General features: G+C 60.3%; 12 protein-coding genes. 2 read left to right on the top strand and 10 right to left on the bottom strand.

All coding sequences use genetic code 11. The features are described from left to right. Positions 1 to 108 precede the first annotated feature (108 nt). Both AC07V0_RS22530 and AC07V0_RS22535 read right to left on the bottom strand, forming a co-directional pair. The gene (locus AC07V0_RS22530) at positions 109 to 1,035 is read right to left on the bottom strand and encodes a universal stress protein (protein ID WP_018928050.1); all 927 of its coding nucleotides are present in this window, start codon (positions 1,033 to 1,035) and stop codon (positions 109 to 111) included. A gap of 92 nt (positions 1,036 to 1,127) precedes the next feature. Then, on the bottom strand, positions 1,128 to 2,051 hold the full coding sequence (locus tag AC07V0_RS22535; RefSeq protein WP_018928049.1) for a LysR substrate-binding domain-containing protein: 924 nt from the start codon (positions 2,049 to 2,051) through the stop codon (positions 1,128 to 1,130). A 234-nt stretch (positions 2,052 to 2,285) separates the two neighbouring features. Between AC07V0_RS22535 and AC07V0_RS22540 the strand changes: the two genes are divergently transcribed. Continuing rightward, positions 2,286 to 3,578 (top strand): dicarboxylate/amino acid:cation symporter, encoded by a 1,293-nt coding sequence (locus AC07V0_RS22540; protein ID WP_086945480.1) that lies wholly within the window; start codon positions 2,286 to 2,288, stop codon positions 3,576 to 3,578. An 11-nt stretch (positions 3,579 to 3,589) separates the two neighbouring features. Beyond that, positions 3,590 to 5,089 (top strand): cysteate racemase, encoded by a 1,500-nt coding sequence (gene cuyB / locus AC07V0_RS22545; protein WP_495019934.1) that lies wholly within the window; start codon positions 3,590 to 3,592, stop codon positions 5,087 to 5,089. On the opposite strand, the gene AC07V0_RS22550 is transcribed toward cuyB, so the two are convergent. The 8 genes from AC07V0_RS22550 to AC07V0_RS22585 form a co-directional block, all read right to left on the bottom strand. Next, entirely contained in the window at positions 5,086 to 5,472 is a 387-nt protein-coding gene (locus tag AC07V0_RS22550) for a DUF488 domain-containing protein (protein WP_018928046.1), read from the bottom strand. The genes cuyB and AC07V0_RS22550 overlap by 4 nt on opposite strands. Positions 5,473 to 5,483: 11 nt before the next feature. After that, positions 5,484 to 6,206 (bottom strand): phosphatidylcholine synthase, encoded by a 723-nt coding sequence (pcsA, locus tag AC07V0_RS22555; protein WP_018928045.1) that lies wholly within the window; start codon positions 6,204 to 6,206, stop codon positions 5,484 to 5,486. A gap of 197 nt (positions 6,207 to 6,403) precedes the next feature. Next, a complete protein-coding gene (locus AC07V0_RS22560) occupies positions 6,404 to 6,769 on the bottom strand; it encodes a VOC family protein (protein WP_064617017.1) in 366 nt (121 codons plus the stop codon). Positions 6,770 to 6,996: 227 nt separating this feature from the next. Beyond that, entirely contained in the window at positions 6,997 to 8,388 is a 1,392-nt protein-coding gene (gene hglS, locus AC07V0_RS22565) for a 2-oxoadipate dioxygenase/decarboxylase HglS (RefSeq protein ID WP_495019935.1), read from the bottom strand. 129 nt (positions 8,389 to 8,517) lie between these two features. Then, on the bottom strand, positions 8,518 to 9,735 hold the full coding sequence (glcF, locus tag AC07V0_RS22570; protein WP_457326980.1) for a glycolate oxidase subunit GlcF: 1,218 nt from the start codon (positions 9,733 to 9,735) through the stop codon (positions 8,518 to 8,520). 1 nt (position 9,736) lies between these two features. Then, entirely contained in the window at positions 9,737 to 10,786 is a 1,050-nt protein-coding gene (glcE, locus tag AC07V0_RS22575; protein WP_064617021.1) for a glycolate oxidase subunit GlcE, read from the bottom strand. Then, complete coding sequence (gene glcD, locus AC07V0_RS22580; protein WP_457326981.1) at positions 10,786 to 12,285, bottom strand: glycolate oxidase subunit GlcD; 1,500 nt, start codon at positions 12,283 to 12,285, stop codon at positions 10,786 to 10,788. Before glcD ends, glcE begins: the two co-directional genes overlap by 1 nt. A 63-nt stretch (positions 12,286 to 12,348) precedes the next feature. After that, positions 12,349 to 13,293 (bottom strand): alpha/beta fold hydrolase, encoded by a 945-nt coding sequence (locus tag AC07V0_RS22585; RefSeq protein ID WP_258613683.1) that lies wholly within the window; start codon positions 13,291 to 13,293, stop codon positions 12,349 to 12,351. Positions 13,294 to 13,451 lie beyond the last annotated feature (158 nt).

Below are 13,451 nucleotides of genomic sequence, written 5' to 3' on the forward strand. Positions count from 1 at the left end.
AGGCTTGCCCGCGAAGAACGATGACGCGTAATAACTGAAAAACCGCGGTGCATTCTTCGCGGGCAAGCCTCGCTCCTACAGGTTCTGTGCCTTAACTTAATGGCATTGTCACTCATCCAGTGATTCGGTATACACCACCCACACGCTGCATGGCATTTTGTACAGCACATGCTCCACCGTGCTGCCGATCAACCGGCCCATGCCGCGATGGCCGATCCGGCCCATGACGATCACATCCACATCATGGGTCTCGGTGTAGTGGGTCAGTACCTTGGTGGGGTTGCCCATGATCATGTGCCGCTGCTCCGGCGCGATGCCGTTGCGCGCGGCCAGCTCGTTGAACGCATCCTCCTGGAGGTCGAACAGGGTCTTAATCTGGCCTGAAGAGAAAAGCGCCGAACCGTTATAGAAGTTGAACTCATCCGCGCTGATGGCTGAAAGGTCACAGGCGTAGACCACATCGAGCTCGGCATTGCAGGCGCTCGCCAGTTTCGATGCTTCGTGAAGGATTCTGTCGTTGAAGCTTTTGTAGTGATCGTCGCGATGAAGCGGGTCGACCGCGGCGACGATCTTGCGCGGCAACGCGCGAGTGGCATGGCTGACGAAATGCAGCGGCACCGGGCATTCGCGCAGCAAATGCACGTCGAGGGGCGTAAACACCAGTCGCGACAGCCGCGATTGATGCTCCAGCGCCTTGATCAGCACGTCCATCGGCTGCTCTTTGAGGTGAATCAGGATTTCCTCCAGCGGATGCTCGACCCAGGCTACCTCGGTGGTGACGTGCACACCGATCTTGCGCAAGGGATGGGCCTGTTCCTCAAGCCACTGGCGGTGACGCTCGATGTAGCCCAGGCGCATCTGTTCCAGGGCTTTTTCGTTGACCAGGCTGGCGGTCGCCAGACCTTCCAGATAGTCGAAGGCCACGATGTGCAGGGCCGCCCCCTCGGCCTTGGCCAGCATCGCGGCCCGGTCGAAGGCGGGGCTGTGTTCCATCAGCGGTGAAGCGACCAGCATGAAGCGTGATTCACCAGACATGACAAACCTCCCGTGGGTAAGCGAGCAGACGGTGGTCGTTCAATACATCTCAATCCTTTCATTATTGACCATGATCAACCCCTCGTCCGGTTCTAATGTGGGAGCGGGTTTGCTCGCGATGCGGTCTCAAGCGTCTTCCAAAGCTCGCGCATCGTCGGGTTCTGATTGGCGATCGAACAATACGAACGAATCTCCAGCCGGGTCTTCCATTCATCGCCGCCGGCCAGCACCAATTGCCCTCGCTCCAGCTCATCGGTCACGGCGCTCAGGGGCAGCCAGGCAACGCCGTAGCCCTCGATCGCCATTCTCATCAGCAACATGGCCATGTCCGCCTCAAAGCAACGATCAAGCACGCAAGCAGTCGGTGCATTCTTGATGACGATATCGGCCACGCGACCCAAAAAAGTGGTCGCGGTATAGGCCAGGTGCGGCACTGGCTTGGCGGCCGTCCCCGGCAGCCGATGCAACGGTTTGCCGTTATTGTCCGGCGCGCACAGTGGAACGAACGAATCATGCCCCAGGGTCAAGCTGCCGAACTTCTCGGGGTCGAGCTGGATCGGGGCGAGGGGATGGTGGTAGACGATCATCAAATCGCAGCTGCCTTCCTCCAGCGCAATCACCGCATCGTGGATGTTCGCAGCCACCACGCGAGCATTGAAGGGCTCATTCTGCTGTTGAAACTGGGTGAGCCATTTAGGCAGGAAGGTCATTGAAAGACTGTGCCCGGCGGTGACCTGAATCGAGCGCCCCGGCATTCGTTCGCCTTCGCGAAGGGCCAGGCGCAATTGCAGCAACGCCGACAGCGCCTCGCGGCCCTCTTCACAGAAGCTGCGGCCCGCTTGAGTCAGCTGGACAGGATAAGTGCCGCGATCCACCAGTTCGGCGCCCACCCATTCTTCAAGTGAACGAATCCGCCGGGACAACGCGGACTGCGTGACGCAACGCACTTCCGCCGCTCGGGAAAAGTTCTTCCATTCGGCAATCGCCAGAAGATCGTCTAACCATTTGGTTTGCATGCTGGCACCTCATTGCGTCTCTGGCGAAGAGTTTACTGCGGTGCGATGGCGCCATTGAGGGAATTTCGCAAACTATTCCAAAAACGCATCAGCCTATGGTGATTACTCATCATCCGGCGTGAAGGGCGTCCTTAGAATCGTTGCCACAACCCCGCTGCCGCAGAACATCGGGGCACTTCAATCTTGTCTCCTGCCAAGTAAAAAGACCTACAAAACCACTTGAGGAAATGCACCGTGAAAAGAAACAGACTACCCCGCCAGATTGCGATGGCTATCGCCTTGGGCGTCCTTGCAGGTTGGGCCTGCCATCATTTCGCAGCGGATGAGAAAGCCGCCCGGGAGATCGCCTCCTACTTCTCGATGGTGACGGACATTTTCCTGCGGTTGATCAAGATGATCATCGCGCCTTTGGTGTTCGCCACACTGGTCGGTGGTATTGCCAGCATGGGTAATTCCCGATCCGTAGGGCGGATCGGCGCGAGGGCGATGATCTGGTTCGTGTCGGCCTCAATCATTTCGCTGTTCATTGGCATGTTGCTGGTGAATGTGTTCCAGCCAGGCGCGGGTCTGGATCTGCAGGTGACTCAAGGCGCAGCGGCGCCGGCCGTTGTCAGCACGGGTGACTTCAGCCTCAAGGTATTCATCAGTCACGTGTTCCCTCGAAGCATCGCAGAAGCCATGGCCAACAATGAGATTCTGCAAATTGTAGTGTTCTCTTTGTTTTTCGGCTTTGCGCTGGCAGGCATCAAGCGCGCTGGCTATACGAAGATCACCGACAGCATTGAAGAACTGGGCAAGGTGATGTTCAAGATCACTGACTATGTCATGGCCTTTGCGCCAGTTGGTGTCTTTGCCGCCATCGCTTCGGCCATCACCACCCAAGGTCTCGGCTTGCTGGTCGATTATGGAAAACTGATTGCCGAGTTCTACCTGGGCATTGTGATTCTATGGGGTGTGTTGTTCGCTGCCGGCTACCTGTTTCTGGGGCGTTCAGTCTTTACCCTGGGCAAGTTGATCCGCGAACCCATTCTGCTGGCATTCTCGACAGCCAGTAGTGAGTCCGCCTATCCAAAAACCATGGAAGCCCTGGAGAAGTTCGGCGCACCCAAGCGGGTATCCAGTTTCGTACTGCCACTGGGGTACTCATTCAACCTCGACGGCTCGATGATGTATCAAGCCTTCGCCATTATGTTCATCGCTCAGGCCTACAACATTGATTTGAGCTTTACGCAGCAGCTGCTGATCTTGCTGACGCTGATGATTACCAGCAAGGGCATGGCGGGTGTTGCCCGGGCTTCGGTGGTGGTCGTGGCGGCGACGTTGCCCATGTTCAATCTGCCAGAGGCTGGCATTTTGCTGATCATCGGTATTGATCAGTTCCTCGATATGGCCAGGACGGCCACCAATGTGGTGGGCAACAGCATCGCAACGGCCGTGATCGCTAAATCCGAGCCTCTCGAAGAGCCGGACGACGTGCCGCAATCCGAGGCGTCCCCACTGCCTGTTCGCTCTGTAGCCACCGTCTGAGCGCTATCACCATGAAAACGAAATCAAAGCCATCCCGTGAGTCTTCATTGGTACACAAACTGGGCATCGTCGGCGGGCTTGGCTCACTGGCCGGCGGCGATCTTTTCTATAAGTTGGTGAAGTCCAGGGCGGTGCTGGAGGATCAAGGTCGCTATCACTTCCTGTTCGAGCAGCACCCGTTCAAAGATGTGCTGATGCCGTTGGACCGGGGCGCGAGCATGACCTCCAGAAAGTTCTATGTTTTCCAGGTCTGTCAGACCTTCGAGGCCAGCGGGGTCAGCGCGATCGTACTGCCGTGTTTTGCCAGTCACACTTTCCGCGAAGAGATACAGCAGGAGATAGGCATACCGGTTCTGGACATGATGGCCGCATTGCGCAGGCACATCGATCATGTTGTTGAACCCGGCACGGTATTGGGCATTCTCGCCTCAGACTATGTTCGTCACGCCGGTTTGTTCGAACGCTACTTCGGCTCCGACTTCAAACTTGTTTATCCAGGTGCTGACGAACAATCGGGGTTGATGGAAGCGATGTATGGCGTCAACGGCATCAAGGATGGATACCTTGACGGTGTACCGTTGGAATGTGTGTATCAGGCCTGTCTGTCGCTTCAGGAGCAGGGGGCCACGATGGTCTTGCCGGGCATGACCGAGCTTTCGTTGGTCTGCGGCGACCTGCAGCGGCGGGGCATCACGGTGCTGGACATCAATGAGATTTATGCCGGCTTCGCGACCCAGCAGAAAGGTCAGTCGAATCGCCCACCCTTCAAGCTTGGGATCGTGGGCGGGGTGGGGCCTGCGGCAACGGTCGATTTCATGGGCAAGGTGGTTGCGCATACACCGGCCGGCCGTGACCAGGAGCACATCAAGATGGTGGTCGAACAAAACCCCCAGATTCCTGATCGCACCGCCAATTTGTTGAATGACGAAACTGATCCGACGATGGCGATGTATGCCACCTGCAAGCGGCTTGAAAGCGCAGGAGCCAATGCGATTGCGATCCCGTGCAACACCGCCCACGCATTCGTCGAGCGCATCCAGGCACACTTGCGCGTACCCATTGTGAACATGCTTGCCGAGACGGTAGAGGCCATCGTTCAGCGGTATGGCGCCGGGAAAACAGTGGGGCTGCTGGCGACGTCGGGCACGATCAAGAGTCAGGTCTACCACGAGGCGGCCCGGCGAGTCGGGTTGCACATAGTCGCCCCCGGGGTGGATTACCAGGCGCTGGTCATGGATGCGATTTATGGGTCGCTCGGGATCAAGGCCGGGTTCACCGAGGGCCTTTGCAGGGGCCAACTCCTGATCGCCGCCGAGCACTTGTGTGAACTGGGCGCCGATGTGCTCATCCTGGGATGCACGGAGTTGCCGCTGGTGCTGCAGCATAGCGAGGCCTTCATGATCAAGGGGCATCAAGTGGCATTGATCGACCCGACGACCATTCTGGCTATGAAGTGTATTCAGCTTGCCCGTGAACATTCGGGCGAGCGATCAAATCTGCATCTTGGCTAAACAATTTTTGCGCCCCGTGCCTCCAGCAACTCCCGTAATACGGAGCGATGGCAGTGCGCTTCGTCTTCGCAATAACACCCCACGGCCAGTGAGGTTTGATGGGAGAGGGCGGCCAGCAGGTCCAGCAGCTGACTGGGCGCGGGATGGTTCATCTCGGCCTTGAACTTGCGCTTGAAGGTCTCCCAGGCTTTGGCATCTTCTGCCGCTTTGGCTTCGGCCACCAGTTCGGGGCTGGGGGACAGCAGCGGTTGCCACACATCATAGAAATCACGGCTGGCGAATTCGGCCTTCGGTACGCCACGGGGCGGGCGGCGTACCGTGCCCAGGCGCAGGCCTTCATTTGCGGTGCGAGGTGAACCGAGTCGCACGATATGGATGGGCATGAATGCAGTGCCTATTTGAGCCGCGAGCCGTCGAACCACTCCAGCGCCGTGCGCCAGATGCAGATCCCCAGGAAGTACGCCGACATCAGCAGCCACAGGCCCATCACCAGTGGATTGATGACCGGATGGTTGAGCACCAGCGACAAGCTGCACAGCAACCAGATGGCCGTCACGGCAATGTTGATCGGCATGAAGCGGCGCACGCGGAACGGGTGCAGGAATTTCATTCGAGTCACGGTCAACAGCGCCAGGCCGATCACGGTGAGCAACGTGATCCACGGCGACGGACCGATGATGTACAGGCACAACGCAACCACATTCCACGCGGCCGGGAAGCCCTGGAAGTAGTTGTCCTTGCTCTTCATGTTGACGTTGCAGAAGCAGAACAGCGACGACACCAGAATCAGCGACACGGTCAGCAGCAGGGTGTAGTCCGGCAACGGGATGTAACGGTAGATGAACAGCGCCGGGATAAACACGTACGTCAGGTAGTCGATCACCAGGTCGAGGATCGAGCCGTCGAAACTTGGCAGCACCGATTGCACATTGACCTTGCGTGCCAGCGCGCCGTCCAGCCCGTCGACGATCAGCGCCACGCCCAGCCACAGCAGGCAATGGGTGGGCTGGTTCTCCAGCAGGGCGAGGGTCGCGAGGAAAGCAGTGACCACGCCGGTGGCGGTAAAACCATGGGCGCCCCATGCTTTGAGCCTGGCGATGTGTACGGTGGATATCACGGGGGCGTTCTCCAGAAAATGAAGCAAGCCAGTTATCACCCTGCTATTGAGGGCGTCGGCAAACCGGATCGGGTTGCAGGTATCGACCGGATTTTCGGGGATAAGGTTCACCACCTTTGAATCTTAGACGCCGCACAAAAAAATACCCCGGAAATATCCGGGGTACGTCATGAGCCTTGTATGCCAGTGTTGTCAGCTTAATGAGGAAAGAACACACGCAGCCGATGGTTATCCGGGTCAAGGGCGACGAAGGTGCGTCCGAAGTCGAGTTCGGTCGGTGTTTGCAGCATGGTCAGCCCCAGGGCGCTCCACTTGGCAAACAGTGCATCGACCTGTTCGGCAGACTCCACCGGGAACGCCAGCTCGGTCCCGCCGCCCGTTACAGTCGTTGCAGGTTCGGCGGTATGCCGCGACCAAAGCCCCAGTTTATAGCCGTCGTCCAGGACAAACAGGGCGAAGGTCGGCGATTCTTCCACGGGCTTGCGCTCCAGCAGAAACTCATAAAACCGTGCACTGACGGCGGGGTTGTCCACGAAAAGCAAAATGAAACGGGGAGTGATCATGGGATTGCTCCATTAGAAGGTGGACGCAGCATAAAAGGAGGCGCTGTCAGTTTCTGTCAGGAGTGTGAATGGGCACCTTTTGGCGTCAGCCAGACGGAGTTGGCGGAATGTCCGGTTGCCGTACCTGCAACGACGTCACGAACGACGGGCGGCGGCTCCTGCAGAAAGTAAGTATTCCTTCCTGCAGGAGCTGGCGAGGCCCACGATCTTTTTCGCGGCCATAACGCCTAATCGGTCACCTTCAAACCCAATGCTGCAAAACACTCTTCGATCGATCGCCGCTGCGTCTCGGCATACAAGCCCAACTCATCAATCGTCGACCGTCCCAGCGCCTTTTCGAACGCCTGTTGGTTCGAATGCACGCCATAGTGGGTTTGCGCCGCGTCCCCCAGGTTCGACTGAAAAATCCCCGCCGCACTGACCGGCAGGAAATCTTCGTACACCAGCGGTTCAACCCGCACATACCCGTCGCGGAGCAAATCCTCCAGCGACGCGTCTTTCAGCCCATCCGCCGCCAGGCCTTTTTCGGTCACGAAGTAGCGAAAGTACGCCAGTTCCTGTTGGCGCATATCCTCAACGGTGTCAGGGAATTCGCCAAAGTGCTGCGTCATTAGCGCGTTGTAGCGTGCGGCATTGGCTTCGTTGGGGAACTCCTTGAGCTCATCCCGGGCAGCGTTGAGCAAACGGTCGTAAAGCGCCCGGCCCTTAGGCGTGAGCGCTGCGCCGCGCTGTTCGATTTCACCGAAGCGGGCGCTGTGGCTGCCACGCATCTCGGCTTGATCGGTAAAAGCGATCGGCTCGTCCAGCGCCTTGAAGCTGGTTTGACGCAGCAGAATCGGGCATTGGCGGCGGGGTGGGCCTTCGATCACCGCTTTGGGGGTAATGCCATGGGCGGGCATTTGTGCCTGGACGATGTCGATGTCCAGGGTGCGCGGCGTCAGGTGGTTAATGTGCGGGCCTTTGAACGCCACCACGTCGGCGATCAGTCGATGCTGGGCGCTGAGTTGCTGGTACTGCTTGGCGGTGACGGTGGCGCTGTGGTGCCAGCGGAAGGTTTCCAGGGCTTGTGCGACGAAGTCCTGCGCCTCGTATTCGGTCAGGCCGCCCTGGGTTTCGGCGCGCTCGATGAGCGTCAGCGCGGCCGGGGTGAAGATTGAACGCTGGTCCAGCACTGATTGGGCAAAGGCCCGCAGTTCGGTGTCTTCGATCAGTTCCAGGCGCAGTAGCGAGGTGAACACCCGGAACGGGCTGACTTGCAACGCCGCCTCATGCACGGCACGGAACGCGGTGGAATGCACCGGCACGCCGGCCGGGGTCAGGTCGTAATAGCCCACCGGTTGCATGCCCATCACCGCGAACAGGCGGGCGAGGGTCGCCAGTTCAGTGGCGGTGCCGACGCGGATTGCACCGTGGCGCTCCAGGTCCAGCCGCTGGATTTCCCCGGTGCTGTGCAGCTGTCGGGCGATTTTTGGGTCGTTGTCCAGCACGTGGCGGTTGGTCTGTTCCACCAGTTCCATCAGCGCGCCGTACAGCGGCACTTCTTCGCGGTACATGTCGGACATCGCTTTGGAGAAGCGTTGGCGGATCAGGTCAGGGCTGACGAAATTCGGGTGGCTCATGAAAAAAATTCCTGGCGCAGTGACGTAACGGATGCCGGAAAAGATCGCAGCCTTCGGCGGCGCCGACAAACGAAGTTTCTGACGAACTTCATTCTGCCAAGGACTGTTCTTGCCACTCAGGCTGCTCGGTCAACGCAGCACTTGGTCCACCAATTCGATCCAGTGCCTGACTGGGGTGCGCCCGGCGCTGTTGAGGTGGCTCTGGCAGCCGATGTTGGCGGTGGCGATGACTTCTGGGTGGCCGCTTTCCAGGGCGTTGAGTTTGTTGTCGCGCAGTTGCCGGGCCAACTCCGGTTGGGTGATCGAATAGGTGCCCGCCGAGCCGCAACACAAATGACTGTCGGGTACAGCTGTGAGATTGAAGCCCAACCGCGTCAACACGGCCTCGACCGCGCCGCCGAGTTTCTGTGCGTGCTGCAAGGTGCAGGGGCAGTGAAAGGCGATCCGCCGGTCGGTGGCGGCGCAGACCCGTTCCAACGGTTCATCGGCCAGCACTTGCACCAGGTCCAGGGCCATTTCGCTGACTCGCCGGGCCTTGGCCGCATAAACCGGGTCGCGCTCCAGCAGATGCCCGTAGTCCTTGATGAATGCGCCGCAGCCGCTGGCGGTTTGCACGATGGCTTCGGCGCCGCTTTCCAGGTACGGCCACCAAGCGTCGATGTTGCGTCGGGCGCGGTCCAGGCCCACGGCTTGGGCGTCGAGGTGATAGTCCAGCGCACCGCAGCAGCCAGCTTCCGGCACCGCAATCACACTGATTCCCAGCCGATCCAGCACCCGCGCCGTCGCGGCGTTGGTGTTCGGTGACAGACCGGGTTGTACGCAGCCTTCGAGCATCAACACCTGGCGCGCATGCCGAGGGACGGGGCGTTCGCCCGGAGCAGGGAGGTCGTGGGGTAACTTCGCCTCAACCCCCCGTGGCAGCAACGGCCGGAAAGTGGCGCCGATCTGCAGCAGGGTCTTGAACAGGTTCGGGTTTGGCGCCAATGCCCGCAGGCCCTGACGCAACAGTCGTTGACTGGCCGAGCGTGGCACCGCTTGATCGATCACGGCGCGGCCAATGTCCAGCAGGTTGTGATAATCCACCCCGGACGGGCAGGTGGTTTCGCAGTTGCGGCAGGTCAGGCAGCGATCCAGGTGCAATTGGGCCTGGGCCGTGGCGGGGGCGCCTTCGAGCACTTGCTTGATCAGGTAGATGCGCCCACGCGGCCCGTCCAGTTCGTCGCCGAGCAGTTGATAGGTCGGGCATGTAGCGTTGCAAAACCCGCAGTGCACACAGGTGCGCAGGATCTTGTCCGCTTCTTCGGCGCGGGGCAGTTGGCGGGCCTCTTCGCTGAGATTGGTTTGCATCTTACAGCTCCGCGTACATCCGGCCGGGGTTGAACAACCCTTGCGGGTCCAGTTGCGCCTTGAGTTGCCGGTGATAGCGCAGCAGCGCCGGGGCCAGGGGCTGGAAAGGCATTTCTGTGACGCCATGGCTGAAACAGGTGGCATGGCCGCCGTGCTGCTGAGCCAGTGATTGAATGTTATCGGCTGCTGATTTCAACCAGCGTTGCGCGCCACCCCAGTCGATCAACTGCTCGCCGGGCAAGTCCAGTGGCCCGAGGTTATTGGGCAATGACAAGCGCCACAACGGCAGGCCTTCATTGAAAAAGTCTAGTCGTTGTTCGTTCAGGTCGGACCAATAGGCCGAGTCCAACGGTTCGCCGCCGAGCCGTTGATGGGCCGCCGCGACCGAGCCTTCGCCACCTTCCAGGCGCAGGTACAAACGCTGGCCATCGTGGCTGGCAGCGCTGATGGGCAGCGGTTGCTGGCCCCATTGCGCCAGATTGGCCAAGGCGCGGGCGCAGTCGATGTCCAGGCTGATGCTCAGGCATTGCCGGGGTTTGGGCAGCACTTTGAGCGAGACTTCAGTCAGCACGCCGAGGCAGCCGTAACTGCCGACCATCAGGCGCGACAGGTCATAACCGGCGACGTTTTTCATCACTTCGCCGCCAAAGCGCAGGTGAGTGCCCAGACCGCTGATCACCCGCGTACCGAGGACAAAGTCCCGCACCGAGCCGGCCCACGGGCGCCGAGGCCCGGACAGCCCCGCCGCGATCATCCCGCCGACCGTGGCGCCTTCGCCGAACGACGGCGGCTCGCAGGGCAGCATTTGCCCCGCGGCATCCAGCGCGGCAAACAGTTCGCTCAGCGGCGTGCCGGCGCGAACGCTGATCACCAGTTCCGTCGGGTCATAGCTGACGATGCCGCAGTGGGCGCGGGTGTCGAGCACTTCGCCGGCCACTTCACGGCCAAGAAAGGCTTTGGTGTTACCCCCCTGAATACGCAGCGGCGTGGCGTTTTCCAGCGCCTGCCTGACCTGATCGAGCAGGGCTTCACTGGCATCGAAATCCGCCATCAGAAACGCTCCAGCTCAGGGAACGGCAGTTTTCCTGCGTGAATGTGCATCGCGCCGAATTCCGCGCAGCGGTGGAGGGTCGGGATGTTCTTGCCGGGGTTGAGCAAACCCTGCGGATCGAACGCGGCTTTCACCGCGTGAAACAAGGTCAACTCATCACTGTTGAACTGCGCGCACATTTGATTGATTTTCTCCCGGCCCACGCCGTGCTCGCCGGTGATGCTGCCGCCGACTTTCACGCACAGTTCGAGGATCTTGCCGCCAAGGGCTTCGGCCCGTTCCAGTTCGCCGGGCTGGTTGGCGTCGAACAGGATCAGCGGGTGCATGTTGCCGTCGCCAGCGTGGAACACGTTGGCCACCCGCAAGCCGTATTCTTGCGCCAGGTTGGCGATGCCCTTGAGTACGCCGGGCAGTTCGCGACGGGGGATGGTGCCGTCCATGCAGTAGTAGTCCGGCGATAGACGGCCGATGGCCGGGAAGGCGTTTTTGCGCCCGGCCCAGAACCGCACGCGCTCGGCCTCGTCCCGGGCCTGGCGCACCTCGCTGGCGCCGGCCTGTTGCAGCACCTCGCGGACTCGCTCGCAGTCGTCATGGACATCGGCTTCGACGCCGTCCAGTTCGCACAGCAGGATCGCTTCGGCCTCCACCGGGTAACCGGCGTGGATGAAATCCTCGGCGGCGCGGATCGCCAGGTTGTCCATCATCTCCAGGCCACCGGGAATGATCCCGGCGGCGATGATCTCGGCCACCGCGCGACCGGCCTTTTCCACGGAATCGAAACTGGCCAGCAGGACTTTGGCGACCTGAGGCTTGGGCAGCAGTTTGACCGTGACTTCGGTGATGATCCCCAGCAAGCCTTCGGAGCCGGTAAACAGCGCCAGCAGGTCAAACCCCGGCGCGTCCAGCGAGTCGGCGCCGAGGGTCAGGTGTTCGCCTTCAAGGGTCAGGATTTCGAGTTTCAGTAGGTTGTGCACGGTCAGGCCGTACTTGAGGCAATGCACGCCACCGGCGTTTTCCGCGACGTTGCCGCCGATGGAACAGGCGATTTGCGAGGACGGGTCCGGCGCGTAATACAAACCGAAGGGCGCCGCTGCCTGGGAAATCGCCAGGTTGCGCACCCCTGGCTGGACCCGTGCGGTGCGGGCGGCGGGGTCGATGTGCAAGATGTTGTTGAATCGCACCATCACCAGCAACACGCCTTTGTCCAGCGGCAGCGCACCGCCGGACAACCCGGTGCCGGCCCCGCGCGCCACCACCGGCACGTTCCGGGCATGGCAGAGCTTGAGCAGTGCCTGCACCTGTTCAAGATGCCGGGGCAGGGCCACCAGCATCGGCGTGGTGCGATAGGCCGAGAGACCGTCGCATTCGTAGGGCTTGAGTTCTTCCTCGCGCCAGAGAATGTCCAGGTCCGGCACCTCCTGTTGCAAGGCCTTGAGCAACACGGCCTTGTCGACATTGGGCAGGGCGCCGTCGATGCGTTCGTCGTAAAGAATGTTCATCAATCGCGCCTCGTATGAATCGCCGAGCATCCCCCCGAATTATCTGCCAACCCGTAGCAGCTGCTATGAGGCGGTGGGGGTCATGTGATGCGCCCGCAAAAACTCCCGGTACAAGCGTGCGGTTTTGGTCGGCTGCTCAACCATCGGCATGTGGCCGACACCGTCCCAGATTTCCACCCGCAGATCGGCGATGCCCTTGCTCCAGACGGGCACGCTGCTGACGTCGATCAAGCGGTCCTTGCGCCCCCACAGCAGCAGCGCCGGGCATTTGATATCGGGCAGTTTTGGTTCCATCGGCGGGCTGGCCCGGAAGTCCCTGAAGATTTCTTCCAGCTCGTCGCGCTGCTGTTCATAGCGCTGGGCGACAGCGTCCAGCACGATCCCCGGTACCCATGGCGGCGAAGCCATGGTCATGGCGTAGAAATGCTGAAACTCTTCACGGGAATGAATCAGGAACGGGTTATGGCCGCGAGCCAGGTGGCGATCCATGTCGCTGGGTTCCGGGGCAGTGACGCCAGCCGGATCGAGCAGCGCCAGCGAGACGATACGCTCGGGGTAATTGACCGCCAGCCACGCCGCGATGTAGCCACCCATGGAGTTGCCGATCACGTGCACCTTCTCGACGCCGCAGACATCGAGCAACTGGATCAATCGTTTGGCCTGGACCGGAATGTCGTAGCCACCACCGGCCTTGAAGCCGGTTTCGCCATGGCCGGCGAGGTCGGGGATGATCACCCGGTAGTCGTTGACGAAATGCCGGGCGAAGCGCAGCCAGATATTCTTGTCGGCGCTGTAGCCGTGCAGCATCAGTATGTTGCTGGAGGCTTCGTAGGGGCCGCCTTGCCAGGTCGAGACGGTCATTTCGGTGATCGGCACGATAAGCTTGTGCAACCGATACAGCCGGGCCTCCAGCGCCATGTTCAAGTCATAGAGCCAGTAACCGATGGCCGGGTAGCTCAACCAGCTCCAGGCCGCGAAAACGGCGATAGCGACAACCAACAAAAGCATCAGGCTATTCCTTTTGCAGTGATCAGGACGGAAGGTGGTTGGCGGAGCCTCTGCAGCGGCCTCCTGTTTATCGTGGTTTATCGATCCCTTACTTCATGTATAGACAAACATTGGGCACTCGCCTCATCGCGATACCACACTATTGGAGCTACCAGCTG

It is taken from the genome of Pseudomonas sp. GW821-FHT01E10 (genome assembly GCF_059422365.1).

What these genes read in the sequence shown, in the direction of transcription:
- AC07V0_RS22530 (WP_018928050.1), bottom strand. Translation starts at nt 1,035, where the DNA reads ATGTCTGGTGAATCACGCTTCATGCTGGTCGCTTCACCGCTGATGGAA.
- AC07V0_RS22535 (WP_018928049.1), bottom strand. Translation starts at nt 2,051, where the DNA reads ATGCAAACCAAATGGTTAGACGATCTTCTGGCGATTGCCGAATGGAAG.
- cuyB (WP_495019934.1), top strand. Translation starts at nt 3,590, where the DNA reads ATGAAAACGAAATCAAAGCCATCCCGTGAGTCTTCATTGGTACACAAA.
- AC07V0_RS22550 (WP_018928046.1), bottom strand. Translation starts at nt 5,472, where the DNA reads ATGCCCATCCATATCGTGCGACTCGGTTCACCTCGCACCGCAAATGAA.
- AC07V0_RS22560 (WP_064617017.1), bottom strand. Translation starts at nt 6,769, where the DNA reads ATGATCACTCCCCGTTTCATTTTGCTTTTCGTGGACAACCCCGCCGTC.
- hglS (WP_495019935.1), bottom strand. Translation starts at nt 8,388, where the DNA reads ATGAGCCACCCGAATTTCGTCAGCCCTGACCTGATCCGCCAACGCTTC.
- glcF (WP_457326980.1), bottom strand. Translation starts at nt 9,735, where the DNA reads ATGCAAACCAATCTCAGCGAAGAGGCCCGCCAACTGCCCCGCGCCGAA.
- glcE (WP_064617021.1), bottom strand. Translation starts at nt 10,786, where the DNA reads ATGGCGGATTTCGATGCCAGTGAAGCCCTGCTCGATCAGGTCAGGCAG.
- glcD (WP_457326981.1), bottom strand. Translation starts at nt 12,285, where the DNA reads ATGAACATTCTTTACGACGAACGCATCGACGGCGCCCTGCCCAATGTC.
- AC07V0_RS22585 (WP_258613683.1), bottom strand. Translation starts at nt 13,293, where the DNA reads ATGCTTTTGTTGGTTGTCGCTATCGCCGTTTTCGCGGCCTGGAGCTGG.